At 51.6% G+C, this 24,142-nt stretch carries 19 protein-coding genes; all 19 read left to right on the forward strand.

Annotated features, from left to right (window positions below):
* Nucleotides 1-3 precede the first annotated feature (3 nt).
* The 19 genes from Q3O59_RS05825 (at nt 4) to Q3O59_RS05915 (ending at nt 24,139) form a co-directional block, all read left to right on the forward strand.
* Entirely contained in the window at nt 4-1,755 is a 1,752-nt protein-coding gene (locus Q3O59_RS05825; protein ID WP_305944678.1) for a GGDEF domain-containing protein, read from the forward strand.
* A gap of 147 nt (nt 1,756-1,902) precedes the next feature.
* Entirely contained in the window at nt 1,903-2,928 is a 1,026-nt protein-coding gene (astE, locus tag Q3O59_RS05830) for a succinylglutamate desuccinylase (RefSeq protein ID WP_305945115.1), read from the forward strand.
* A gap of 341 nt (nt 2,929-3,269) precedes the next feature.
* Entirely contained in the window at nt 3,270-4,454 is a 1,185-nt protein-coding gene (locus tag Q3O59_RS05835; protein ID WP_305944679.1) for a thiamine pyrophosphate-dependent dehydrogenase E1 component subunit alpha, read from the forward strand.
* Nucleotides 4,454-5,434 carry an alpha-ketoacid dehydrogenase subunit beta gene (locus tag Q3O59_RS05840; protein WP_305944680.1) on the forward strand — a complete coding sequence of 327 codons (981 nt, stop codon included), beginning with the start codon at nt 4,454-4,456 and terminating at the stop codon, nt 5,432-5,434. Before Q3O59_RS05835 ends, Q3O59_RS05840 begins: the two co-directional genes overlap by 1 nt.
* 11 nt (nt 5,435-5,445) lie before the next feature.
* A complete protein-coding gene (locus tag Q3O59_RS05845; RefSeq protein WP_305944681.1) occupies nt 5,446-7,026 on the forward strand; it encodes a dihydrolipoyllysine-residue acetyltransferase in 1,581 nt (526 codons plus the stop codon).
* 123 nt (nt 7,027-7,149) lie between these two features.
* On the forward strand, nt 7,150-7,404 hold the full coding sequence (locus Q3O59_RS05850) for a type II toxin-antitoxin system Phd/YefM family antitoxin (RefSeq protein ID WP_305944682.1): 255 nt from the start codon (nt 7,150-7,152) through the stop codon (nt 7,402-7,404).
* Entirely contained in the window at nt 7,397-7,660 is a 264-nt protein-coding gene (locus Q3O59_RS05855; RefSeq protein ID WP_305944683.1) for a Txe/YoeB family addiction module toxin, read from the forward strand. The genes Q3O59_RS05850 and Q3O59_RS05855 overlap by 8 nt, the downstream gene beginning before the upstream one ends.
* A gap of 34 nt (nt 7,661-7,694) precedes the next feature.
* Nucleotides 7,695-8,714 carry a DUF2804 domain-containing protein gene (locus Q3O59_RS05860; RefSeq protein WP_305944684.1) on the forward strand — a complete coding sequence of 340 codons (1,020 nt, stop codon included), beginning with the start codon at nt 7,695-7,697 and terminating at the stop codon, nt 8,712-8,714.
* A gap of 98 nt (nt 8,715-8,812) precedes the next feature.
* Nucleotides 8,813-10,273 carry a Ycf46 family AAA ATPase gene (locus Q3O59_RS05865; protein ID WP_305944685.1) on the forward strand — a complete coding sequence of 487 codons (1,461 nt, stop codon included), beginning with the start codon at nt 8,813-8,815 and terminating at the stop codon, nt 10,271-10,273.
* 5 nt (nt 10,274-10,278) lie between these two features.
* On the forward strand, nt 10,279-12,123 hold the full coding sequence (locus Q3O59_RS05870; protein WP_305944686.1) for a protein kinase domain-containing protein: 1,845 nt from the start codon (nt 10,279-10,281) through the stop codon (nt 12,121-12,123).
* 107 nt (nt 12,124-12,230) lie between these two features.
* Complete coding sequence (msrC, locus tag Q3O59_RS05875) at nt 12,231-12,695, forward strand: free L-methionine (R)-S-oxide reductase MsrC (RefSeq protein WP_305944687.1); 465 nt, start codon at nt 12,231-12,233, stop codon at nt 12,693-12,695.
* Nucleotides 12,692-13,003, forward strand: a complete 312-nt coding sequence (locus tag Q3O59_RS05880) for a hypothetical protein (protein WP_305944688.1) — start codon at nt 12,692-12,694, stop codon at nt 13,001-13,003. Before msrC ends, Q3O59_RS05880 begins: the two co-directional genes overlap by 4 nt.
* 3 nt (nt 13,004-13,006) lie before the next feature.
* Nucleotides 13,007-13,810: an RNA chaperone ProQ gene (gene proQ, locus Q3O59_RS05885; RefSeq protein ID WP_305944689.1), complete on the forward strand. Its 804-nt coding sequence runs from the start codon at nt 13,007-13,009 to the stop codon at nt 13,808-13,810.
* Between the two features lie 35 nt (nt 13,811-13,845).
* Nucleotides 13,846-15,876, forward strand: coding sequence for a carboxy terminal-processing peptidase (prc, locus tag Q3O59_RS05890; RefSeq protein WP_305944690.1), 2,031 nt, complete (start codon nt 13,846-13,848; stop codon nt 15,874-15,876).
* Between the two features lie 91 nt (nt 15,877-15,967).
* Complete coding sequence (locus tag Q3O59_RS05895) at nt 15,968-17,374, forward strand: sodium-dependent transporter (RefSeq protein ID WP_305944691.1); 1,407 nt, start codon at nt 15,968-15,970, stop codon at nt 17,372-17,374.
* Nucleotides 17,375-17,382: 8 nt separating this feature from the next.
* Nucleotides 17,383-18,858: a Na+/H+ antiporter NhaC gene (nhaC, locus tag Q3O59_RS05900; protein WP_305944692.1), complete on the forward strand. Its 1,476-nt coding sequence runs from the start codon at nt 17,383-17,385 to the stop codon at nt 18,856-18,858.
* Nucleotides 18,859-18,929: 71 nt separating this feature from the next.
* A complete protein-coding gene (pepN, locus tag Q3O59_RS05905) occupies nt 18,930-21,518 on the forward strand; it encodes an aminopeptidase N (RefSeq protein WP_305944693.1) in 2,589 nt (862 codons plus the stop codon).
* A 12-nt stretch (nt 21,519-21,530) separates the two neighbouring features.
* Nucleotides 21,531-21,752 carry a DUF2835 family protein gene (locus Q3O59_RS05910; protein ID WP_305944694.1) on the forward strand — a complete coding sequence of 74 codons (222 nt, stop codon included), beginning with the start codon at nt 21,531-21,533 and terminating at the stop codon, nt 21,750-21,752.
* A 314-nt stretch (nt 21,753-22,066) separates the two neighbouring features.
* Nucleotides 22,067-24,139 (forward strand): DUF1302 domain-containing protein, encoded by a 2,073-nt coding sequence (locus tag Q3O59_RS05915; protein WP_305944695.1) that lies wholly within the window; start codon nt 22,067-22,069, stop codon nt 24,137-24,139.
* The last annotated feature ends 3 nt before the right edge of the window (nt 24,140-24,142 follow it).

Raw genomic sequence — 24,142 nt, forward strand, 5'->3', positions numbered from 1 at the left:
AGCATGACTTCAACTTTTGCTCGTGTTTTGTATGGTGTTTTTTTGCTACTGCTGGTCCAGTGCTCAGAGTTGTCTGCTCAGGAAACAAAGAGTTGGATGCTTCAGTTTCAACATGCAGATGAGATAAAAAGCAGTGACCCGCAGTACTTAAGCGAGCTGCTCTCCGCTGCTTCAGATTCTGATGTAACGATGACAGAACAGGAAGACTATTTTTTAAAATACTTGATTGCCTACCAGCAAGCTTTCAATGGTCAGTGGGAGGCTGCTATTGCCAAGTTCAGGACATTGGCGGACGACAAGCGTTTCCCGGAAATAAACTTGCGGGTGCAAGCTACATTAATTAATGCATTCATTCTTACACATCAATACCAGGAAGCATTTGAGCTTGCAGAGCCACTGATGAGCTCTCTTGAGCTTCAGCAATACCATGACTCCCACGATAGGGTTTATCGTATTTTGGCATTGCTATACAGTAAAGTAGGGCATTATGAGACTGCGGCTGCTTTGGCCCAAAAGTCCTATCAGGCTCAAATCAGCCCTCAGTCAACTTGCATCAGTGGCCAACTGCTTACTGAAGCACTGTATCATTTAAATGAACTTGGTAACTCTCTTGATATGGCCAAGGGCGTAATTGGTAAGTGCCAAGCTTTGGGAGAGCAGGTTTTTGCTAACCTGACTATCAGTACACTTTCAAATTACTATCTTGATGAAACTCTGTTTGATGAAGCTGCTCAGTGGCTGCTTGAAAGTTATGACAGCGCGGTTAGTACTGACTATCACTATTTGATACACAGATACCACTACTTGCTGGGTAAGTTGTTTTTTAGTAAGGAACAACCAGAAAAAGCCCGTCGTTATTTAAAGGCTTCAGTCGTTTTAGCGGAGACGGATCAGTTTGCGGGTTATGAGCCATTGATGCATGTGTACCGTTTATTCGCTGATCTGAGCTCGATGCAGCGAGACTTTGAGCAAAGTATTCGCTACCTGCAATTCTACCAAGCCCAGCTGGAAGCTTTTTACGAGACTATGGCGCGTCGGCAGTTAGCCGAGTATCTGGCGAGAACGGATATGCAGCTAAAAAAACAAACCATTGCTTTGCTTAACAAAGACAATGAATTACTGTATTTGCAACAGGAGGTTTTGCAAAAAGAAACTCAAAATGCCCGCTTATTGCTGGGTGTGTTTCTCCTACTGCTGATCATTCTTGCCATTTGTGCCTACCATGGCTTGATGGGCCGCCACCGCTTCAAATTTATGGCCGAAAACGACGAGCTTACAGGCATCAGCAATCGTTACCATTTCAATAAGCAGGCAGAAAAGTCATTGAAACAATGTCAGAAACAGGGCCTGACGGCTGGAGTGATACTATTCGACTTGGATCATTTCAAACAAATTAATGATCAGTTTGGCCATGCCACTGGCGATTGGGTACTGCAGCAAGTGGTGCAGAGCTGTCGCAACTTTATGCGCATCGACGATGTGTTTGGTCGGCTGGGGGGCGAAGAGTTTGCCATTTTACTGCCCAATTGCCATGCCGATAAAGCTTTGATGCTGGCGGAGATCTGTCGGGATTCCATTGAAGAGATTCAAACCAGGCAAAGTGGGCACGAGTTTTTACTGACGGCCAGTTTTGGTGTGACTTCAAGTGACTCTTCGGGTTATGAGTTAAAGCAACTGCTTTCGGATGCAGACAAAGCCATGTACCAGGCGAAGCAGGGAGGCCGCAATCAGGTGCAATTTTTTAGCGGTGCCTGATCGCCCTCCAACTCCAGTTCGGTTATTGGTTGAACAAACAGCAACTGAGCTGGTCCGCCCTGTTGTTTTTTGCGCTGGCTGGTATAGTGGCAACACAGGTTTTCACCCAAACAGCTTTACCTCAGGAGTTTCGGCATGAGCCAGCAGTTGATCCCCAACCACGACTTTCTACGTCATACCTTAGACAACCCGGCCGGATTGTCTCCATGCCAGTTTCAGCTGGACAATGGCGTTCAGGTGCAGGTGTGGGATACCGGGGTAATTTGCTTTGAGCCTAAACAACCCGCAGAAAAAGACATCGTGCTGGCTTGTGGTGTGCATGGCAATGAAACTGCGCCGATAGAAATCTGCGCCGAGCTGATTCAGGATATATTGCAGCAACGCCTGGTACCGGCACACCGTACCTTGGTGCTGATCGCCAACCCTGCGGCCATCAATGCTGGCAGCCGTGAAGTGGAAGAGAACTTGAATCGTTTGTTCTCAGGCTATCACAGCAAAGGGGCGGGCCTTATCAACAATGAGCGCAAACGTGCCCAGGTATTGGAGCAGTTTGTCAGCCGTTTTTACCAGCAGGCCCCTGCAGGCTCGCGCAAGCGCTACCTGTACGATTTACACACCGCCATTCGCGGGTCACGTTTTGAGAAATTTGCCGTCTATCCGTTTTTGCACGACAAAGCCTGGCAGCAAAATCAACTGGAGTTTCTGCGCGCCTGTGGCGTGAGCACGGTGTTGTTGATGCAAACTGCCGCGCCAACCTTTAGCTATTATGCGTCCAATACCCATGGTGCCGATGCCTTTACCGTCGAGCTTGGCAAGGTGCGGCCCTTTGGGCAAAACGACATGCGCCGCTTTGCCGATGCCAGAAATAGCCTGCGGGCCCTGGTCGCTGGTCAGCCGGTGGCAACGCAAGCTTTTGATGAAAAAGATTTCCATTTGTATGAAGTCTACCGCTCCATTCACAAGCAAACCCAGGATTTCAAACTGCACTTTGCCGATGATGTCGAGAACTTTACTACCTACCCGGTGGGCACTTTGCTGGCAACCGATGGCGATACCGAATACCGGGTAGAAAAAGAAGGGGAGGCACTGATTTTCCCCAATGCCAAAGTCGCCGTCGGTCAGCGCGCTATGCTGATGGTGATACCGCGCTCTGTGCAGGGGCAATTGGCCTAAGCCATCAGTTTGTTGTTAGAGCCCGCCTGATGCGGGCTTTTTGCTGTTTAGGCCTGAGGTAAAGTACAGCAAAACTGACAGTCTGTACGCCGCCTGCACAGGAAAAGGCGCTGGCCGGAGTTGCAATGCAGTTTACGTAAAGGTAAAGTTGGCAGCGATAACAACAATGACAACAACCATAACAACGATCTGGCCGCTCAGCGGCAGACAAAATGGGGAAAAGCAAGTCGGAGCCGCTATACTTGAAGCCGCTTTATCAATGCTTGCTTAGCATGTTCAACCTCGGTGCCTGCTTGACGTTAACGTCAAGTTGGTGCGAGTAAACAACCAAGAGAAACCCTATGACCAACCCAAATAACGCCACCATTACCACGGTGCATTCGGCAGAATTCACCAGCGGTCATGCGTTAACCATTCCAACGCTACGGCTATTAAAAGACGACGGCACCTTGTACGAAGGCGCCAAAGAGCCCGAGCTGGATAAAGCCACCGCCTTGAAAATGTACGATACCATGGTCTTTATCCGGGTGTTGGACGAGCGGATGCTGGCCGCGCAGCGCCAGGGCCGCATCAGCTTTTACATGCAGTGCCTTGGCGAAGAAGCCGCTGTTGTTGGCAGTGCTGCAGCACTGGATGACAAAGACATGATCATGGCGCAGTACCGTGAGCAGGGTGCGCTGCGTTACCGTGGTTTTTCGCTGGAGCAGTTTATGAATCAGCTGTTCTCCAACGAAAAAGATCTGGGCAAAGGCCGGCAGATGCCGGTGCACTACGGCAGCCAGGATATTTACTACATGACGGTCTCGTCCCCGCTGGGTACCCAAATTCCTCAGGCCAGCGGCTATGCTTATGCCCAGCGCTTGCGCGGGCTGAAAAATGTCACCCTGTGCTACTTTGGTGAAGGGGCTGCGTCGGAAGGTGATTTCCACGCTGGCCTTAATATGGCAGCGGTGCACAAGGCGCCGGCGCTGTTTTTCTGCCGTAACAACGGTTACGCCATTTCGACCCCTGCCAATGAGCAGTTTGTTGGTGATGGCATTGCCTGTCGTGGTGTCGGTTACGGCATCAAAACCATGCGGGTTGATGGTGCTGACATTCTGGCGGTCTATCAGGCCACCAAGATGGCGCGTGAGCAGGCACTGGCCGGCAATGAGCCTATCTTGTTGGAATCGATGGCCTACCGCCTGGCGGCGCACTCTTCATCAGACGACCCAAGCGGTTACCGCTCCAAAGAAGAAGAAGAGCAGTGGCGTAAAAACGATCCCATCAGTCGTTTCCGTTTGTGGTTGCTCAACAAAGGCTGGTTGGATGATGCCGCCGATACCGAGCAAACCAGTGCCTTGCGTCAGGAAATTCTGGACGCACTGAAAGTTGCTGAAAAAGTCGCCAAGCCTGGCATTGAACACATGATCAGCGATGTTTACGCCGAGCCCACTGTGCAGTTGCAGCAGCAGCTGAAAGAGCTAAAAGCGCACATTAAAAAATACCCGGATGCCTATCCGGTGACGGCGGGGAGAATCGACTGATGGCGAAAATGAATCTATTACAGGCCATTAACAATGCGCTGGATTTGGCGATGGAAAAAGACGACAGCGTCGTCTGTTTTGGTGAAGACGTTGGCCACTTTGGTGGCGTGTTTCGCGCCACCAGCAAGCTGCAGGAAAAGTACGGCCGTGACCGTTGTTTCAATACCCCGTTGACTGAGCAGGGTATTGCTGGCTTTGCCAACGGCATGGCGGCTCAGGGCATGAAACCGGTGGCGGAAATCCAGTTTGCCGATTACATCTTCCCGGCCTTTGACCAAATCGTCAACGAAACCGCCAAGTTCCGCTACCGCTCCGGCAATGAATTCAATGTTGGTGGCCTGGTGTTCCGCACCCCTTATGGTGGCGGTATTGCCGGTGGCCATTACCACAGTCAGTCACCGGAAGCCTATTTTGCCCATACGCCGGGATTGCAGGTGGTGGTGCCGCGCGATCCCTATCAAGCCAAGGGCTTGCTGCTGGCTTCGATTAACAGCCCGGAACCGGTCATTTTCTTCGAGCCTAAGCGTTTGTACCGTGCCGCTGTCGGTGAGGTCCCCGAAGAGTACTACGAGCTGCCGATTGGCAAAGCCGAGGTGGTGCAAGAGGGCAGCGATCTGACCTTGCTGGCCTGGGGTGCTCAGATGGAAATCGTGCAAAAAGCAGCCGACATGGCGAAAGAAAAAGATGGCATTTCTTGTGAGATCATTGATTTGCGCAGCATTTTGCCATGGGATGTCGAGACAGTCGCCAACTCAGTGCTAAAAACCGGCCGCCTGGTGATCAACCACGAAGCGCCGCTGACCGGTGGTTTTGCCGGTGAAATAGCCGCCACCATCCAAAAAGAGTGCTTCTTGCATCTGGAAAGCCCGATTGAGCGAGTTTGTGGTCTGGATACGCCGTACCCGCTGGCGCTGGAAAAAGAATACGTCGCCGATCATCTGAAAACCTACGAAGCCATTGTGCGTTCAATGAACTTCTAAGCGAGGGCAGCATGAAAAAAGATTTTATTCTGCCAGATATTGGCGAAGGCATTGTCGAGTGTGAAATTGTCGAATGGCTGGTGGCCGAAGGCGAAACCATCAAAGAAGATCAGCCGGTTTGTGATGTGATGACCGACAAGGCGCTGGTGCAAATTCCTGCAGTGCATGATGGTGTGGTGTCCAAGCTGTACTACCAAAAGGGCGATATCGCCAAGGTGCACGGCCCCTTGTTTGAAATGGAGTTGGCTGGTGAAGGCGCTGCCAGTGCCAAGGCCACAGCCAGTGCAGAGTCAACAGCCAGTGCGCCGGTGACGGAGGCAACTGACAGCAACCAGGCTGAAGCCGAAGAAGACTTTATCCTGCCAGATATCGGCGAAGGCATTGTCGAGTGTGAAATTGTCGAATGGCTGGTGGCCGAAGGCGATAGCATCGAAGAAGACCAACCAGTCTGTGATGTGATGACCGACAAGGCGCTGGTGCAAATTCCGGCCAAATATTCCGGCACCGTCACCAAGCTGTATTATCAAAAAGGCGACATTGCCAAGGTGCATCAGCCCTTGTTTGGCATGCGTATCGCCGGCTCTGTGGCTGCGGCCAGCGCGAAGCCCGCAACCAGCGCAAGCAGCAACGCCAGTTGCCCTGTGCAAAGCAGCGAAACGCAACAAGCCGAGCTGCGCCCGGGTAAAGCGGTAGCCAGCCCTGCAGTACGGCGTTTGGCCCGCGAGCTGGATGTGGACATCAGCAAGGTGCCAGGCTCTGGCGATAAAGGCCGGGTGTTTAAAGAGGATGTGCGTGCTTTTGCCGATGGCAAAACCACCACAACCAGCACCAGCAAAGCAGCGGCTCCGGCCAAAGCCAGCAGCACCGTTGTGGCAACGGCTGCAGCAGAAGACAGAGTCGAGCCGATTAAAGGCGTCAAAGCGGCGATGGCCCGGCAGATGATGGAGTCGGTCAGCAGCATTCCGCACTTTACCTACTGCGACGAAATTGATTTAACCGAGCTGAGCGCATTGCGCAACCAGCTGAAAGATCAGTACCGTGAGCAAGGCGTGAAGCTGACCATGATGCCGTTCTTTATGAAAGCATTGTCGATGGCTATTCAGCAGTTCCCAATTCTGAACAGTCAGGTCAATGCCGATTGCAGCGAGCTTATCTACAAAGCAGCGCACAACATTGGTGTGGCGGTGGACTCTAAAGTGGGCTTGTTGGTGCCAAACATCAAACACTGTGAGCAAAAATCCATTGTCGATATTGCAAAAGAGCTGACTGAGCTGACCGATCAGGCCCGGGCAGGGCGGGTGAGCCCGGATCAGCTCAAAGGCGGGACCATCAGCATCTCCAACATTGGCGCCATTGGCGGCACGGTGGCAACACCCATCATCAATAAGCCGGAAGTGGCCATTGTTGCTCTTGGCAAGGTACAAAGCTTACCGCGCTTTAATGCTAAAGGTGAGGTCGAAGCTCGGCAACTGATGCAAATCAGCTGGTCGGGCGATCACCGGGTGATTGATGGCGGTACCATTGCCCGTTTCTGCAATCTGTGGAAGCAATACCTGGAGCAACCAGCGGCCATGCTGGTGGCAATGAAGTAACACCAGCACAGCTGTTGCAATCAAACCCATGCTCCGGCATGGGTTTTTTATTTCTGTGCTACTTACTGTACAAGTCAGAGCTGGCTATTTATACTTGTTCTGTTTACTGTACAGGTGATCTTTATGAAAATCGTCTCTTTTACTGAAGCCAGAAATAGCCTGAAATCGGTGCTGGATGAAGTGGTCAATAATGCCGATACCACGGTGATCACGCGCCGTGATGCGGACGATGCGGTGGTGATGTCGCTGGATTACTACAACAGCCTGATGGAGACGGTGCATTTACTGCGCTCACCTGCTAACGCTGAGCACCTGCAGCGCTCGATAGCCCAATTTAAAGCCGGCAAAGCAAGCCAAAGAGAGCTGGTGGATGACTAGCCGTTTGCTCTGCTGGACGGATGAAGCATGGCGCGATTACCTGTATTGGCAGACTCAGGATAAGAAAACCCTCAAACGCATCAATAAACTGATCCAGGATACAAAACGCACTCCTTTTGCTGGCATTGGGAAGCCTGAACCATTAAGAGAAAACCTGGCTGGATTTTGGTCCCGCCGTATCGATGATACCAACCGGTTGGTGTATGCAGTTGATGATACGGCTATTACTATCATTTCATGCCGTTATCACTATTAGCATTGCTTAAACAAGCATACCGATAGGAGCCTAAATGGCACGCAAAACGCAGTTAATCAACACCAATGGCCAGCCTGAATTTGGCTATTTCCCGGATGGTGTCGAGACCATCAACTATCTTGATTACGACTTGCGCAGTGCCATGGACAAGCGGCTGGGCGCTTTCGCCAAACGCTTTAAATTTAATCAGTTTCAATTTATTGGTTTTAGCAGCCAAAGTTTGCTGATTGGTGTGGCTATTGTGGATTTAAAGTGGGTCAGCAATGCTTTTGTCTATTGTTACGACATCCAGACCCGGCAGTTCGAAGAGTTCAGCTTCCTTCAGCCCTTAGCGCGTAACACCCGGATAGAGACCCAGCCCGGGAGGGGTAAAGCCCTTTTTCGTAAAGGCGCAAACTACCTAAGCATAGATGCCTCGTCGCAGCCAGGCAGGCGCCTTGTCGAGGTGAAATTAAAACAGCTGCAATTTACCGCCAGCATTGATGAGTCCACAGGATACCAACCTTTATCCGTTTGCAGCCGCGCTGGCTATCAGGGCTGGGTCTTTACTCAAAAAGCCACCGCCTTGCCTTGCAATGGTCAGCTGAAGTGGCAAAACCGTCGTTATGATTTGCAAGCCCTTAACACCCTGGCTTGTGTCGACTGGACGGCTGGCTATATGCGGCGGGAAACCTTCTGGAACTGGGGCAGTCTGTCCTGCTTTTTACCGGATGGGCGTAGGCTCGGTTTTAATTTGGCTGCCGGTGTCAATGAAACCGGCTTTAGCGAAAATGCGCTCTGGCTGGATGGCCGCCTCATCAAGATTGCTATGGTTGATTTTCAGTTTGATCGCTATCAGCCTGGTACCCCTTGGACGATGATATCAAGCGACGGCATTATCCGGCTGCAGTTTGAACCGCAAGGCCTGCGACAGGAAAAAATCAATCTGGGGCTGCTGGCTTCCAATTTCAGCCAGCACTTTGGCCGTTATTCTGGCCGGATCCAGTTAGCGGATGAAGGCATTCAATTGGACGGTGTCTGGGGCTTTAGTGAGGATCATTACGCCAAATGGTAGCGGTATTCCCATACCCTTACAGTAAAGCTCGCAGTTGTGCTTGGCAAGATCAGCATACTGCGGCACTATAAACGTAAAGAATGCAGCCAGAGTTATCAATGCACGAATTTGATGATTTAAAAGTGTTGTTGCAGGCGCGAAGCCCGCTGATTGTGATTGAAAGCTATGAAGAGCAGCGAGCCTTGCAATTGATTCGCCGGCTGGCCGTCAACCTATTTCGTCCTTTGTTTCAGTGGAGCTGTACCGAAGGTTTGCGCCGACTGGATGTGCCATCCGATGCGCAGACTTTCAATACCGAGCCACAGCAAGTGCTGGCGCAAATTAAGGGCAGTAAGAATCCGGGGATTTATGTGCTCTGTGATTTTCATCCGTTTTTGCAAGAACCCCGTCATATCCGTTATTTAAAAGAAATTGCCTTGATGCACGAGCAGGTTGGTCATACCCTGGTGCTGCTCAGTCATGCTATCTCGATCCCTGCGGAGCTGGCTCGGCTCTGTTACCGTTTTGAACTGCATCTGCCCAGCGATCAACAGGTCCGCCAACTGGTGCTGGAAGCGGCCGAATTGTATCAGCAGCACACCGGCGAGCTGGCCGATATGCCGCCAGAAGCGGTGCAGCAATTGGTGCAAAATTTACGAGGCCTGACCTTCGAGGAGGTAAAGCGCCTGGCCTACAAAGCCATTGCCAACGATGGTGCCATTAGCCCGGCCGATGTCAGCCGGGTTAATACTGCTAAATTCCGCCTGTTGCAAACCGAAGGTGTGCTCAGCCAGGTCTACGACACCAAAGCGCTGGACGATGTGGTAGGGCTGGACAACCTCAAAAACTGGCTGCTGCAGCGCCGAACTGTCTTTGTGCAGCAGCAGCGCGATACCCCGAAAGGCGTGTTGCTGACCGGAGTGCAGGGCACCGGCAAAAGTCTGGCCGCTAAAGCCATTGCAGGCGCTTTTGGTGTCCCCTTGCTGTTGCTGGATATGGCCAGTTTGTACAACAAATACATAGGTGAAACGGAAAAAAATCTGCGCCAGGCGCTGCAACTGGCCGATGCCATGGCTCCCTGCGTGCTGTGGATTGATGAAATTGAAAAAGGCATCAGCTCTGGCCAGGGTGATCAGGGTGTTGGCAAGCGTTTGCTGGGGACCTTGCTAACCTGGATGGCAGAGCGCAAAGCGGCTGTTTTTTTGGTAGCAACTGCCAACAACATCCATGAATTGGCACCCGAGCTGCTGCGTAAAGGCCGTTTTGATGAGCTGTTTTTTGTCGATTTGCCCGAGGAAGCCGAGCGGCTGGCACTGCTGAAACTGCATCTGCAGCGTCGTGAGCTGGAGCTGGATGCGGAGGGGCTGACAAAGCTGCTACCCCTTACTACCGGCTTTTCCGGTGCTGAGCTGGAGCAGGCCGTGGTGGGCGCCAGTTTCCGCGCCCAAAGTGAGGCCTCGCCACTTAGCTGGCATCACTTAGAGCAGGAGCTAAGCCAAACTCAGCCAATTTCTGTGGTGATGGCCGAATCAGTGGCAGCACTGCGGCACTGGGCCAGCTCGCGCTGTGTTAAGGCTTAGCAAGGATGTACAAACATCAGCTGCGTAACTTTTACATCCCGGAAGAGCAATCCTTTTATCTGCTCAATGCCAACGATGCCCGCAAATTAAAGGAGTGGGTTGCGTTGTGCATGTCCGAGCTCGAAAAGCTCGGGTATCAGCAGATTGAACTGATTGGCAAGGGAGCCTACGGTTTTGCGTTTGCTGGGGTCAGTGTGCAAGGGGAGCAGTGCGTCTTTAAATTCTCCCGCATTACCTTACCGCAACACATTCAGGAGCGTCTTGCCGATGAGGCCTACATGCTGTCGCAAGTGCAGCATCCGGCCGTACCGCGCTTCATTACTTACCAGCTGATAAAAAAGCAAGGGATCCTAATGATGGGGCGGGCCAAAGGCATGGACTTGGAGCAATACAGTCTGCGCCATGGTCGATTGTCCGCCCGCTTGCTGGTCAAGCTGGCAGCACAGCTGGCTGAATTGTTGCTGGCGCTTCGGCAGCACAAAAAAGAGGGGGCCGCGGCGCCGATTGTGCATGGTGATATCAAACCATCCAATCTGGTGTTTGACCCGGAAACCGAGCAAATCAGCCTGGTCGACTGGGGCTCCTCGGTGTTTGCGCAAACCGACGAGCAAGGCCAGTTTATCAGCAATGATGTGATGGGGTTGATGTCATCAGACTTACAGCATTCCAATGCGCGTTTGGGGGATGTGTATTTTATTGGCCCGGAGCAGCGGTCTGGCGCCTTATCCAGTCCTAGGTTCGATGAACAAGGTGTCGCCAGTACCCTCTATGCGCTGGCATCGGGCCAATCCTGTCGCTTTGGCTACAAAGCCATACCGGCGCGAAGTTTGGGGTTGCCGCAAGCGCTGGCAACGCTGTTGGATGCGCTCTTGTCCGACGATGCGCTGCTCAGGCAGCAAGCCGGCGATTATTTTTTGCAGCAAGCTGCAAAGTTCCGGCAGTGGGTGTTGCCCGAGTTGCCGTTATTCGATGATCAACCCTTGCTGCCAGTCTGGGTGAGCCCGGTCCGGCATGACTTGGATACGGTGGTCTATTCATCGCGTAAGTCCTTCTTGCGTGAGCACAGCATCGAAGATGGCATTGGTCTGGTGGACGATGCCCAACTGGAGCGTTACTACAAAAACTATCTGGAGGGCATGGGCGATACCGAAAAAGCTTTTATTGCTGCGGTAAGCCGGCTGGCGCGTTACCCGGTGGTCGGCGGCCTGGCGATTCACTGGCAACCCAAAGGGGTCTACATTGATTCCAGCCTGAATCTTTATGACGACAGTCTGGTGCCGGCATTTGCACTGGCCGTCAACAATGTGGTCCGTTTGGCGCAGGCCATTGGCCGGGTCGGTATTTTTAAAGCTTGTCTATTTAATGCGCGCAATACCATCCATATCAGTCGTGACAGTGTGCACCAGCCCTTTACTCCTCCGGCGGATGCAACTTTACCCTACCGGATAGCCCCGGTACTTAGCAGTGATGCCTCCAGCAAGCAGCACTCCTACTTTGAAGATGGCAAGGATCCCGATGAGCAACTGATCCTGCCGGACAGCATTATGGACGATATTGCACAGCTGAATGGCATTCGCCATACCGGCTGTCTGATTTTCGAAGTCACTCCGCTTTACATGAAGATCCACAGTTATTATCGGCTGCTGGATGTGACCAAAGAGCAAGATTTTGCAACCTTACTGGCCAGCATCTTACGAAAGGTACCACTCATCAGCGGTGAGGGGGTCGGCGGTTTTATGAAGTTACCGCACAAAGATACCCGCTTTTTTCAGCATCAAACGCAGGTTCCAAGCTTTTATTACCCGGCAAATCCGAAGACCTGGCAAAGCCCGCAGCATCCGACTGGTTAATTTGTCTGCAGCGGTGCCGCCAAAACCAGCTTTTGGTAAAGAAATGGTTTAATTTTTCCGCCAAACCAAGTAATGTTAGGGTTCTGCCGTCCTTTCAGATATGAGACATGAGTTCAACCGAAGCTGATCACTACCCACTGCTGTTGCAGCAAGCCGCTGCCCTTGTCGACAATGAACCTGATTTGATTGCCAAGATGGCGAACTTAAGTGCGCTGATTTACCACAGTTTGCCACAAGTGAACTGGGCTGGCTTTTACATAATGCGTGATAACGAACTGGTGCTAGGCCCTTTCCAGGGGCAGGTCGCCTGTGTACGGATCCCGGTTGGCAAAGGGGTCTGTGGCACAGCGGTTGCTACTGGTCAAACCCAGCGTATTGCCGATGTGCATGCTTTCCCGGGGCACATCGCCTGCGATGCTGCCAGTGAATCTGAGCTGGTAATCCCAGTCCGGCATCGCGGGCAGATTCTGGCGGTGCTTGATATTGACAGCCCGGTGCTTGAGCGGTTCTCGGCAACCGATCAGCAGGCGCTGGAGCAGCTGGTTCAACTGCTGGAGCAAAGCATAGAATGAAAGCTTTGCTGAAAATACAAGACTATCTTTTCAGTCCACAAGATGTGGGCGATTGGGATGGCGAAGAAGAATTGGTCGCTGACCAGATGAATGCTATTTACCACGCCATTTGGCCACAATTCCCGGAAGAAACGCCAACCGGGCAGGTGGAGACCCTGCTCAGTCAGTTGTGGCAACAGTTGTCGGCTGATACCTTACTGCTGGAAGCCAGTGAGGATGAGCTGATTGACTGGGCGCAAACCTATATAGAGAACCAACTGTCAGCCGAGCCTGAACCGTTGGACGATGATGAAGAAGAAGAGTATTGATTGATGACCACCCCAACTACAGATGCCGCTGACAACCAGACCCAAGCAACCCAATCGCACGATGCGGCGGAGAGCAATGTGCCAGCAGAAACTGAAAACGCTGTTGAAAAAAGCGAACAAACTACAACGAGTCGTTTAGGTTCGGTTAAAGAAGTGATTGCTTATCTGGCAAGCCAATACCCAGACTGCTTTTCGGCGGAGGGGCCGGCAAAACCTTTAAAAGTCGGTATTTTCCAGGATTTGGCGGCCAATCTTGATGCAGACAGTCCGGTCAGTAAAACGCAGCTACGTCAGGCATTGCGGGTGTACACGTCCAGTTGGCGCTATTTGCAATCGGTTCAGTTGGATGCCGCCCGGGTTGATTTGGCAGGCCAGGAAGTCGCCAAAATTGATGCACAGCAAGCTGAACATGCGGCAAATACACTGGCTGAGAGCAAAGCCAAAGTAGCCGAGCAGCGCAAGCAGCGTGCGCGGGCAAGCCAGGCAGAAAAAACAGCAGGACAAAAAGCGTCGAATGCCCCAAATAAAAAGGTTATGAACAAAAAGCCGGCTGGCCGTTCTAATACTCAGGCTCTAAAATCTAAAGTAAACCAAAAGCCCGCTGCAGCGGTAAAAAAACAACAGCAGGCAAACTTGACGCCAGTGGCCGAAGCGACTCTGACCACGGGGGCTAAAGTCCTTGTTCGCCTGGGCCAGGCGCCGATGCCTGCAACTGTGACTGAAATCAATCGCAATGAGGTAACCGTGCAATTGCAATCTGGCATGGTGATTAAAACCAGCCGTGAAAGCTTGTATCAACAAGAATAAAGGCAAGCGCTTACGGCAACGTCAAAGAGAGTATTATGAGACAAACCTTAGCTATTCTGTTGGCCTTCACCCTTTGGCAAAGTACAGCTTATGCTGAAGAGCAAAGCGATACTGCGCCAGAGCCTTTGCCAATTCTGGCTCAGGAATCGCAGCATGCGACTGCCAGCAAGCGTATCTCCGGACTCTTTACACGCGGCCACTATGCGCCGGTGACTTTGGATAAGGCATTTTCTGAACGGGTGTTTGAGCGCTTTTTAAAGAGCCTGGATTTTAACAAAACCATTTTGCTGCAATCCGATATCGAAGCTTTTTCCAAGTACCGTCACCAGTTCAGCGATGCACTCAATCGCGGCAATCTGAACTTTGCCTTCGATATGTTTAACCTGAGTCTTCAACGGCGTTATGAGCGTTTTGGCTATGCCTTGCAGTTGCTCGATACCGAATTTGATTTTGAAGAAGACGATCATTATTACTACGATCGGGAAGAGGCGGAGTGGGCGCAAACGCAGCAGGAATTGGACGAGTTGTGGCGCCAGCGCGTTAAGTTTGACACCCTGAATCTTAAGCTAACCGGTAAATCGCAAGAAGAAGCCAAGGAGTTGTTGCAACGTCGATACAGCAATGCTCAAAACCGCCTGCGTCAAACCAACAATGAAGATGTATTTCAGCTGATTATGAACGCGTACGGTCGCAGCATCGAAGCCCATACGTCTTATTTGTCCCCGCGAAATGCTGAACGTTTTCAACAGGATATGAACTTATCGTTGGAAGGCATTGGCGCCGTACTGCGGGCCGAAGATGACTACACCGTGATCCAAAGCCTGGTGCCCGGTGGTCCGGCCGATTTAACTCAGCAGTTAAAGCCTAAAGATCGTGTGATTGGTGTAGCGCAGGACGAAGAAGATTTTGTTGATGTTGTCGGTTGGCGGTTGGACGATGTGGTCGAATTGATCAAAGGGCCTAAAGGCAGCACCGTTCGTCTGCAAGTTTTGAGCGGTGGCTCCATGGTCTCAGGCACCACCAGCGTGGTGTCCATTGTTCGGGATAAAATTCGCTTAGAAGACCGCGCGGCGAAAGGTAGTATTTTTGAGCCTATGTTCTCAGAACTTGATAAGCGCATTGGTGTGATTACCATTCCTGGTTTTTACAACAATTTGGCCGAGGACGTGAAGAAAGAGCTAGCCAAGCTGCAAGAAAAGCAGGTGGATGCCATTGTTATTGATTTACGTGGAAATGGCGGCGGCTCACTGCAAGAGGCTACCTTATTGACCGGCCTCTTTATTGAACGTGGCCCAGTGGTGCAAATTCGAGAGGGCTCCGGCCGAATTTCGGTCAGTCAGGACCGCGATGGTGTTAGCTACTACGATGGCCCTTTAACGGTGCTAGTCGATCGTTTCAGCGCCTCGGCATCGGAGATTTTTGCTGCAGCGATGCAGGATTATGGCCGTGCTTTGGTGGTGGGTGAGCAAACCTTTGGCAAAGGCACTGTTCAGCAGCATCGTGGTTTGGGGCGTATCTACGATATGTTTGAAAACTCACTGGGCAGCGTCCAATACACCATTGCCAAATTTTATCGCATTGACGGTGGCAGTACCCAACATCGTGGCGTGATCCCGGATATTTTATTCCCATCACCGGTCGACCCGGATGATTGGGGCGAAAGCCGCGAAGAGAATGCGCTGCCTTGGGATTCGATACCACCGGCGTCGTTCCAGCGCCTGGATACGCTTGAGCCTTATTTACCCTTGTTGGCTGAGCAGCACCAGCGCCGCATTCAACAAAATCCGGAGTTCCGTTACCTGAAAGATGACATTGCAGAGTTCCGTCGTCAGCGCGATGAGCAATTTGTCTCTTTGGTGAAAGCAGAGCGCTTGCAGCAGCGTGAAGAGCGCGAACAGCGCCAATTGGACAGAGCCAACGCTCGTCTTGCCTTGTTGGGTAAAGAGCCGGTTGAGTCGATGGATGATTTGCCGGATGTACTGGATGAGTTGGATCCTTTGCTGGAAGAAACCGCATTGATTACCGCAGACTTTTTACAGTTAGGGCGTTACGCCAAACAGCAATAACCAGGGCACACCAGGCTGGCGACTGGACTCGCCAGCCTTTTTGTATATAAATACGATTATAAAATACAATAAATAATAATAGGGTTGGTTTATGTCGGGAGCACGTGAATCCGTTCATGGCATGTGGTCTGGTCGCTTTGCTTTTATTCTGGCAGCGACTGGAGCCGCGGTCGGTCTTGGGAACATCTGGAAATTTCCATACATCATGGGTGAGAACGGCGGCGGGGCCTTCGTTCTGGTGTACTTGTTGTGCATTGTTTTGATCGGGATCCCGGTCATGATGTCTGAGGTCCTGATTGGGCGGCGTGGAAGGCAAAGTCCAGGGCTGTCGGTAAAGACGCTGGCTCAAGAAGCCAGTGCCAGCCCCCGTTGGCAAGTCGCCGGTTGGAGCGGTCTGTTAGCCAGCTACCTGATTCTTTCTTTTTATGCCGTCGTTGCCGGTTGGGCGCTGGCCTATGTGATGAAGACTGCGCGGGGAGATTTTCAGGGGCAAAGCGCGGACGTGATAGGGGCCCAGTTTGGTGCCCATCTGGCAGATCCCTGGGCTCTGATGGCCTGGTCCGCCGTTATTTTGCTGGTCACCGTGCTGGTGGTTGGCAAGGGCGTGCACAAAGGGCTGGAAAAAGCGGTTAATTTTCTGATGCCCAGTCTTTTTGTGTTGCTGGGGATTATGGCTATCTATTCGGCTACCAATGGTGCCTTTGGTGAAGCCTTGGCCTTTATGTTCACCCCAGACTTTTCCAAGCTGACCATCAATGGCGTGTTGTTGGCGCTTGGACATGCCTTTTTTACCTTGAGTCTGGCTTCAGGCGCGATGATTATCTATGGTGCCTACTTGCCATCCAATGTTTCCATCGCCAAAACTTCAGTGCTGATTGCGCTGGTGGATACAGCGGTGGCTATGCTGGCAGGCCTTGCCATTTATCCGTTGGTTTTTCAGTATGGTCTGACGCCAGCTGAAGGCCCCGGTCTGATTTTTGTGACCCTGCCGATTGCGTTCGGCTCCATGCCATTCGGCACTTTCTTTGGCACTTTATTCTTTGTCATGCTGGTGTTTGCAGCCTTTACCTCTGCCATTGCTATGATTGAGTCGACAGTGGCTTGGCTGGTCGAGCGCAAAGGGTTAAACCGGATGGTGGCTACGGCAGCCACAGGTGGCTCACTCTGGCTGCTTGGCCTATTAACGGTGTTTTCTTTTTCAGGTGCCTCCTGGGCGACCTTTGAACTAAACATTTTCGGCAAACCCATCACCAGTTTCTTTGAAGTGGTTGACTACCTGACCTCGTCGGTGATGTTGCCATTGGGTGGCTTGGTGGTTGCTATTTTTACCGGCTGGGTCATGACGAAAAAAGTGACCGAAGAAGAGCTGCAAACCTCTGGTTTGGTCTATGGAATTTGGCGTTTTGCCATTCGTTGGTTTACTCCGATCGCTGTCAGCATTGTGTTCCTGCACCTGATTGGTGTGCTTGAGCCGGTGCTTCGTCTGGTCGGGTTATAGGAGTTCAAATGACAACAACTAAAAAAGAACCCAGCTTTCTCGATGCCTCCTTGCCTATTTTGGTGTTGATTGTCCTGCTGTCGAGCTCCGTCATCCTGTTTGGCGATGACTCTTCTTATGGCCCAAACCAGATCGCACTCTTTTTAGCCTCGGCCGTGGCTGTGGTCATTGGCCTGAAAAATGGCTTTCGCTGGAGTGATATTGAAAAAGCCATGACCAAGGGGATTGCGCTTTCATTGGGGGCGGTATTGATCTTGCTGGCGGTTGGTGCCCTGATTGGTACCTGGTTGTTGGCCGGCACAGTGCCAACTCTCATTTACTATGGCATGCAGATTTTAAGTCCCAGTTGGTTCTATGCCGCCAGCTGCATTCTCTGTGGCATTGTCGCCATGAGTATTGGCAGCTCCTGGACCACAGCAGCCACCATCGGTGTCGCTTTGATTGGTGTGGCTGCTGGATTGGGGCTGTCGCCAGCCATTACCGCCGGCGCTATTATTTCCGGTGCTTATTTTGGCGACAAAATCTCGCCACTCAGTGAAACCACCAATCTGGCACCTGCTGTGGCTGGCGCGGAGCTGTTTTCGCACATCCGGCACATGCTGTGGACCACAGTACCCAGTATTGTTTTGGCCTTGCTGTTGTTTACCCTGATAGGTTTGAACAGCTCTGGCACAGCCGATGCAGCGCAAATTGACTTGATCAGCAGCACCTTACAACACCATTTTACCATTAGCTTCTGGACCTTAATCCCACTCTTTGTACTGCTGGCGATGGCTATCAAAAAAGTACCTGCTTTCCCAACGGTCTTTATTGGTGCACTACTGGGCGCTGTCTGGGCCTTTTTGTTTCAACGTGAGCTGATGCAAAGTATCCTGGATCAGGATTTGGGCAACACCGTGGGTAGCCTCAAGTTGGTATGGGCTACCTTGTTTGATGGTTTTGCGCTGGAAACCGGTACCGATGACTTGGACCGCTTGTTAAGCGGTGGAGGCATGTCCAGTATGCTGAATACCATCTGGTTGATTTTCTCGGCCATGATGTTTGGTGCTGTGATTGAAAAAATTGGCTTGTTGCGCAAGTTTGTGCAATCCATCTTAAAAGCAGCACAGAGCACTGGATCCTTGATTACCAGTACCATCGCTACCTGTATCGCAACCAACATTTTAACCGCCGATCAGTACATGGCCATTGTGATGCCGGGGCGGATGTACAAAGAAGAGTATGAACGGCGAGGCCTGGCACCGGTCAACCTGTCACGAACCTTAGAAGATGGCGGCACTATCACCAGCCCCTTGATCCCCTGGAATACTTGTGGTGCCTACATGCATGGTGTGCTTAACGTCAATCCGCTGGATTACTTTATCTACGCTTTCTTCAACTTGATTAACCCGGTACTGGCGGTAATTTATGCCTACTGTGGCATTAAGATCCTCAAACTGACTCCGCCAGAAAGTGTCGAGCAAGAGCTGCACTTAAAGCTGTAACCCTAGCCGCCTGAACGATCGTTCAGGCGGATTCACGTTATACTAAAAAATTTCTGATGATTGGAGTTGCTATGTCCGCAGAAGCCCTCAGCCGTCCTTTCAAACGGCTGGCAGATTACCTGCCACCAGCGTTTAGCATTGAAAGTACCGATTTAACATTTGAGTTGGATCCGGTCAATACGGTGGTGACTGCAGAGCTTCAGATTCGGCGGCTTGATTCCAAAGTGGTAGAGCTCTGTTTGCAAGGGCAGCAGTTGGAGCTGCTGTCGGTACAGTACAAAGGGCATCTGCTGAGCGCAGACGATTACCAACTGGACGATAAAAGTCTGCGCTTAACCGTCCAGGATGACCGTTTTAGTCTGGTGATTAAAACCCGGCTTCAACCGCAAGCCAATACGGCATTGGAAGGGCTTTATTACGCCAACAATACCTTTTGCACTCAGTGTGAAGCTGAAGGTTTCCAGCGCATTACTTACTACCTGGATCGGCCGGATGTGCTGTCTTTGTTCAGCAGCAGTTTGATTGCGGATCCTCAGCAGTACCCGTTCTTGCTGTCCAATGGCAATAAAGTTGAACAGCGCGAACTGACCGATGGCCGTCGTCTGGTGCGCTGGCAAGACCCATTCCCAAAACCCTGCTACTTGTTTGCTCTGGTTGCCGGCGACTTCGATACCCTGAGCAGTGAGTACCAAACAGCCTCGGGCCGAACTGTACAGCTGGAGTTTTATGTCGAAAAAGGCCAGGGCAGCAAAGCCAGTTTTGCACTGGAATCATTAAAGCGAGCGATGCGCTGGGATGAAGAGCGATTCGGGCTGGAGTATGATCTGGAGCGCTACATGGTGGTAGCGGTGGATTTCTTCAACATGGGGGCCATGGAAAATAAAGGCTTAAATGTCTTCAACAGCAAGTATGTGTTGGTGAGTGAAGCCAGTGCCACCGATAAAGACTTTTTTAATGTCGAATCCATTATTGGCCACGAATACTTTCACAATTGGACTGGCAATCGAGTCACTTGCCGGGATTGGTTTCAGCTCAGCTTAAAAGAAGGTTTGACGGTATTTCGTGATCAGGAGTTTAGCCGCGATATGGGTTCGGCCACTGTCAATCGGATTGATGCGGTTCAGGTGATTCGTACGGCCCAGTTTGCCGAGGATGCCAGCCCGATGGCGCATCCTATCCGGCCTGAGCAGGTGATGGAAATGAATAACTTTTACACCGTCACTGTCTACGACAAAGGCGCTGAAGTCATTCGTATGCTGCACACCTTGCTGGGGGAGGCCGGCTTTCAGGCAGGGATGCGGTTGTATTTTCAGCGGCACGATGGTCAGGCGGTCACCTGCGACGACTTTGTTCAGGCCATGCAGGATGCCAATCAACAGGATTTAACCGCCTTCCGCCGCTGGTATCAGCAGTCCGGGACCCCGGTACTGAGCGTGAAGCGCAGCTACGATGCTGACAGGCGTCAGCTCACCTTGACGTTGCAGCAAAAGACGCCTCCGACAGCGGATCAGGCACAAAAGCAGCCGTTGGTATTGCCAATTCGTTACCAATTGCTGGGTAGCAAGCGTTCTTCATCGGAGTTGTTCGTGATGACCAGCGCCCAAGCCAGTCTGACTTTTGACAATGTTGAGGCGACTGCCTTGCCGGTGGTGCTGGAGGACTTCTCAGCCCCGGTGCGATTGCAGCATGACTACAGCGATGCTGAGTTGTTACGCATTGCAACTGAGGCCAGCAATGGTTTTGCTCGTTGGGATGCATTGCAGTCCTGCTGGTTGGGTTGGTTGCAGCAGGCTGTGGCGAAAGGGGAGTCTTATGAGCTGCCGGAAGGGTTGTTTGATTTTTATCAGCAATTGTTGCATCAGCCATTAACGGACCTGGCTTTAACGGCTGAGCTGTTAAAAGTTCCCGACTATGCGGTTTTTGCGGAAAACTTTTCTCCGATACCGGTGGACGCTATCTTGGATGCCATCACCGATTTTAGGCGTCAGCTCAGTCAGCGACTGGCCGGTGCCTGGTTGCACTGTTATCAGCAGCAGCGGCAGACAACTCCGGATTACCATGAAACCAATGTTGGTCAGCGTGCCTTGAAGAATCGATGCCTTGAGTTCCTGGCGCTGCTGCCTGAATGCAATAAGACAGTGCTTGAACAGCAGTACCGCAATGCCAACACCATGACCGACCAATTGGCGGCTTTAAAAGCTGCTCAGCAAGGAGGGTATCCCGGCTTTCACACCTTGATGGAAGACTTCGGCAAGGCCTGGCAGCATGATGTGTTGGTACTGGATAAATGGTTTGGTTTGCATGCATCCAACCCCGATCCAGCTGTGTTTGCTCAGATTGAAGCGTTATGTCAGCACGATAAGTTCAGCTGGCAAAATCCCAACCGGGTTCGGGCGGTATTTCATGCCTTCACCATGCTGAATCCAGGTCAGTTTCACCGCTTGGATGGGCGCGGCTATGCCTTGCTAACCGACACGGTGATTCAGCTGGATGGCATCAATCCACAGGTGGCTGCGCGCCTGGTCACACCCTTGTTGTCCTGGAAGCGCTTTGACACCGAGCGTCAGTCGTTATTAAGGGCGGCACTGGAACGCTTGGCCGACAGAGCGGGCATTAGTGATGATGTCTTTGAAAAAGTCAGTAAAGCGCTGGCTTCCTGATGGTTCCTGCAGATGAAACTGTATCGCTTTAGCTTGCATCTTTCTGCCGATGAGTGCCTGAGCTACTATCAAGGCCACTACCGTAACCTGATCGTCACGGCGCACAGTGGCGAGCGGATCCAGATAGCGGCCAGGCATTTTCATCGCTTTATTCAAAAAGATGGCATCCACGGCGTCTTTACCTTGTCACTGGATGCAGATGGCAAGCTGATCCAATTAATTAAAAATAGTTAGAGCTTTTGCTTTAAACGGTAGCTTAAAACGCCTGTCTGTCTGACTGTGTCATTTCAACTGAATTATCATTATCTTAGTTCAGCAATTTGGGTTTTTTCAAAAGCTGATTAAACTAAGAGGGTAGGCTTTGGTTGGTAAATTCGTTTATCTGGTAAAAAACAAATACAAATCAACAGATTTAGCCGGCAAGAGGCCTTGCGAAGCTACCAAAATGATGTAATTATTTTATTCATGTGCGCTGAGCTCCGATGAGTGCCCAGTGTGTCGCAACAAAAATAACAATGACCTGCAGGGACAGGGGGGGAGAAACAGAAATGAACAGAAGGCCAATTCTTTTCCATAAAAAGCCTTTGGCGCTGGGTGTGGCAGCTGCGTTGCTGGCGGTGTCGGCCGGCTCCCAGGCGGCAAGCTGGCGACTGGGGGATGTCGAGATTCAATTTGATTCGACATTTTCATACGGTGCCAGCTGGCGAACCTCAGAACGCGATTGGGACTCCATCAGCAAAGTCAATCATCCACGCTTTGACTGGGATGGTTACAATGCCGCCACCAATGTTATTTACACACCGCAGGATATCTGGGCCCAACCTGGTGCCTACTCCAGCAATGGGGATGCCGGTAATCTAAACTTTGATCGTGGTGATATGTTCAGCAACATGATCAAAGGCACCCATGATCTCTCCATCCGTAAAGACAATATCGGCTTCTTTGGCCGCTTTATGTACTTTTACGACTTTGCGCAGCGTGGCAGCAATTATGCGTACACCAATCCGCTATCGGGCCAGCAGGTCAATCCTTGTGACGATAAAAGAGCGCGTGAGCTCAGCTGCCGTGATTTGCGGTTACTTGATGCCTACATCTACGGCAACTTTGCGCTGAACGATGGCATGAACCCGTTGACGGTTCGTCTGGGCCAGCAAGTGCTAAGTTGGGGTGAGAGCACCTTTATTCCGCATGGCATCAACATCACACCGGTTGATGTGGGTATTTTGCGGGCTCCTGGAGCGGATCTGCGTGAAGCCTTTATTCCTGTCGGCATGTTGACCATGGCGTTGGGTGTGACCGACAACTTCTCTATGGAAATGTTCTACCAGTACGATTGGGAAAACAGCTATTTGCCAGCTCCAGGTACCTATTTCTCTACCAATGACTTTGCCGGTGCCGGTGGCCACAATCAAAATATTCAGCTTGGCTTTGCGGGCAACCCGGACATTGACTTATTCCACGTGCTGCAAGGCTTGAATCAGCTTGGTACCATGGTCGCTTCCGGCGCTGTTGATCCAGCTACCGCCGCGCAAATGTATCTGGCGTACCCAACCAAAGTAGCACTGCGCCCTCATGGTTCAAACGGTGAGATCAAGCCAAAAAATGGTGGCCAGTATGGTGTCAAATTCGAGTATTTCTCACCAGAACTCAATGATACCGAGTTTGCGCTCTACTACATGAACTACCACAGCCGGGTGCCGCTGATTTCAGGTCGCGCTTCTGACTTTGGTCAAACAGCATTGATGCAGGATGTGACTTTCCTGGCAGCCAATGCCGGTCAGATTGATAAAGACTCCATTTTACAGTTGCAAGGCTTTGCCCATGGCCTGTTGGAGTATCCTGAAGACATCAAGCTGTACGGCTTTAGTTTTAACACCACGGTAGGCACCACCTCAGTCGCCGGTGAAATTGCCCACCGTCGTGGCGAACCTCTGCAAATCGATGATGTCGAAATTCTGTATGCCGGGATGCCCGAGCAGTTGGCCAATGCTGGTTTGCGTCCAGAGTTGGCGGGTATTTCGCAAATTGGTCGCTTTATCGGAGAAAAGGTCGGTTCAGGTAACCGGGCTCAGGGCTACATTGAGCGTGATACCACTCAGGCACAAATGACCTTTACCCATCTGTTTGGTCCGGTGCTTGGCACCGACAACCTGACGGTGTTGGCCGAGGTGGGGGGCATTAAAATTCACAGCATGCCAGCGCATGAGGTACTGCGGTTGAATGGCCCCAATACCGACCGCAGTGGCGCACCTTTGGTGGGTGACTTCGGCCCATCTGAAGGCTTGCACACGGCGCTGTCTGATGGTCCAGAGCCGAACCCGTTCCCGACAGCGTCGGCTTGGGGTTACCGGATTTTTGCTCAGGCTCAGTACAACAACGTGCTGGCTGGCGGCAACCTGACGCATCGGGTGAATTTTGCGCATGATGTCAATGGCATCACGCCGGATCCGTTGTTTATGTTTGTGCAAGGTCGTAAGTCTTTGGGTTACACCATCGGCTTCGATTACCTGAGCCGTTGGTCGGCAGAGCTGTCGTACAACTGGTTCTGGGGCGGTGTTGGTACTACCAACAACCTGGCCGATCGTGACTTTGTATCTTTTAACATCAAGTATTCCATTTAAGTA

It is taken from the genome of Alkalimonas delamerensis (assembly GCF_030717955.1).
GTDB lineage: Bacteria > Pseudomonadota > Gammaproteobacteria > Enterobacterales > Alteromonadaceae > Alkalimonas > Alkalimonas delamerensis.

What these genes read in the sequence shown, in the direction of transcription:
- Q3O59_RS05825 (WP_305944678.1), top strand. Translation starts at nt 4, where the DNA reads ATGACTTCAACTTTTGCTCGTGTTTTGTATGGTGTTTTTTTGCTACTG.
- Q3O59_RS05835 (WP_305944679.1), top strand. Translation starts at nt 3,270, where the DNA reads ATGACCAACCCAAATAACGCCACCATTACCACGGTGCATTCGGCAGAA.
- Q3O59_RS05840 (WP_305944680.1), top strand. Translation starts at nt 4,454, where the DNA reads ATGGCGAAAATGAATCTATTACAGGCCATTAACAATGCGCTGGATTTG.
- Q3O59_RS05845 (WP_305944681.1), top strand. Translation starts at nt 5,446, where the DNA reads ATGAAAAAAGATTTTATTCTGCCAGATATTGGCGAAGGCATTGTCGAG.
- Q3O59_RS05850 (WP_305944682.1), top strand. Translation starts at nt 7,150, where the DNA reads ATGAAAATCGTCTCTTTTACTGAAGCCAGAAATAGCCTGAAATCGGTG.
- Q3O59_RS05855 (WP_305944683.1), top strand. Translation starts at nt 7,397, where the DNA reads ATGACTAGCCGTTTGCTCTGCTGGACGGATGAAGCATGGCGCGATTAC.
- Q3O59_RS05860 (WP_305944684.1), top strand. Translation starts at nt 7,695, where the DNA reads ATGGCACGCAAAACGCAGTTAATCAACACCAATGGCCAGCCTGAATTT.
- Q3O59_RS05865 (WP_305944685.1), top strand. Translation starts at nt 8,813, where the DNA reads ATGCACGAATTTGATGATTTAAAAGTGTTGTTGCAGGCGCGAAGCCCG.
- Q3O59_RS05870 (WP_305944686.1), top strand. Translation starts at nt 10,279, where the DNA reads ATGTACAAACATCAGCTGCGTAACTTTTACATCCCGGAAGAGCAATCC.
- msrC (WP_305944687.1), top strand. Translation starts at nt 12,231, where the DNA reads ATGAGTTCAACCGAAGCTGATCACTACCCACTGCTGTTGCAGCAAGCC.
- Q3O59_RS05880 (WP_305944688.1), top strand. Translation starts at nt 12,692, where the DNA reads ATGAAAGCTTTGCTGAAAATACAAGACTATCTTTTCAGTCCACAAGAT.
- proQ (WP_305944689.1), top strand. Translation starts at nt 13,007, where the DNA reads ATGACCACCCCAACTACAGATGCCGCTGACAACCAGACCCAAGCAACC.
- prc (WP_305944690.1), top strand. Translation starts at nt 13,846, where the DNA reads ATGAGACAAACCTTAGCTATTCTGTTGGCCTTCACCCTTTGGCAAAGT.
- Q3O59_RS05895 (WP_305944691.1), top strand. Translation starts at nt 15,968, where the DNA reads ATGTCGGGAGCACGTGAATCCGTTCATGGCATGTGGTCTGGTCGCTTT.
- nhaC (WP_305944692.1), top strand. Translation starts at nt 17,383, where the DNA reads ATGACAACAACTAAAAAAGAACCCAGCTTTCTCGATGCCTCCTTGCCT.
- pepN (WP_305944693.1), top strand. Translation starts at nt 18,930, where the DNA reads ATGTCCGCAGAAGCCCTCAGCCGTCCTTTCAAACGGCTGGCAGATTAC.
- Q3O59_RS05910 (WP_305944694.1), top strand. Translation starts at nt 21,531, where the DNA reads ATGAAACTGTATCGCTTTAGCTTGCATCTTTCTGCCGATGAGTGCCTG.
- Q3O59_RS05915 (WP_305944695.1), top strand. Translation starts at nt 22,067, where the DNA reads ATGAACAGAAGGCCAATTCTTTTCCATAAAAAGCCTTTGGCGCTGGGT.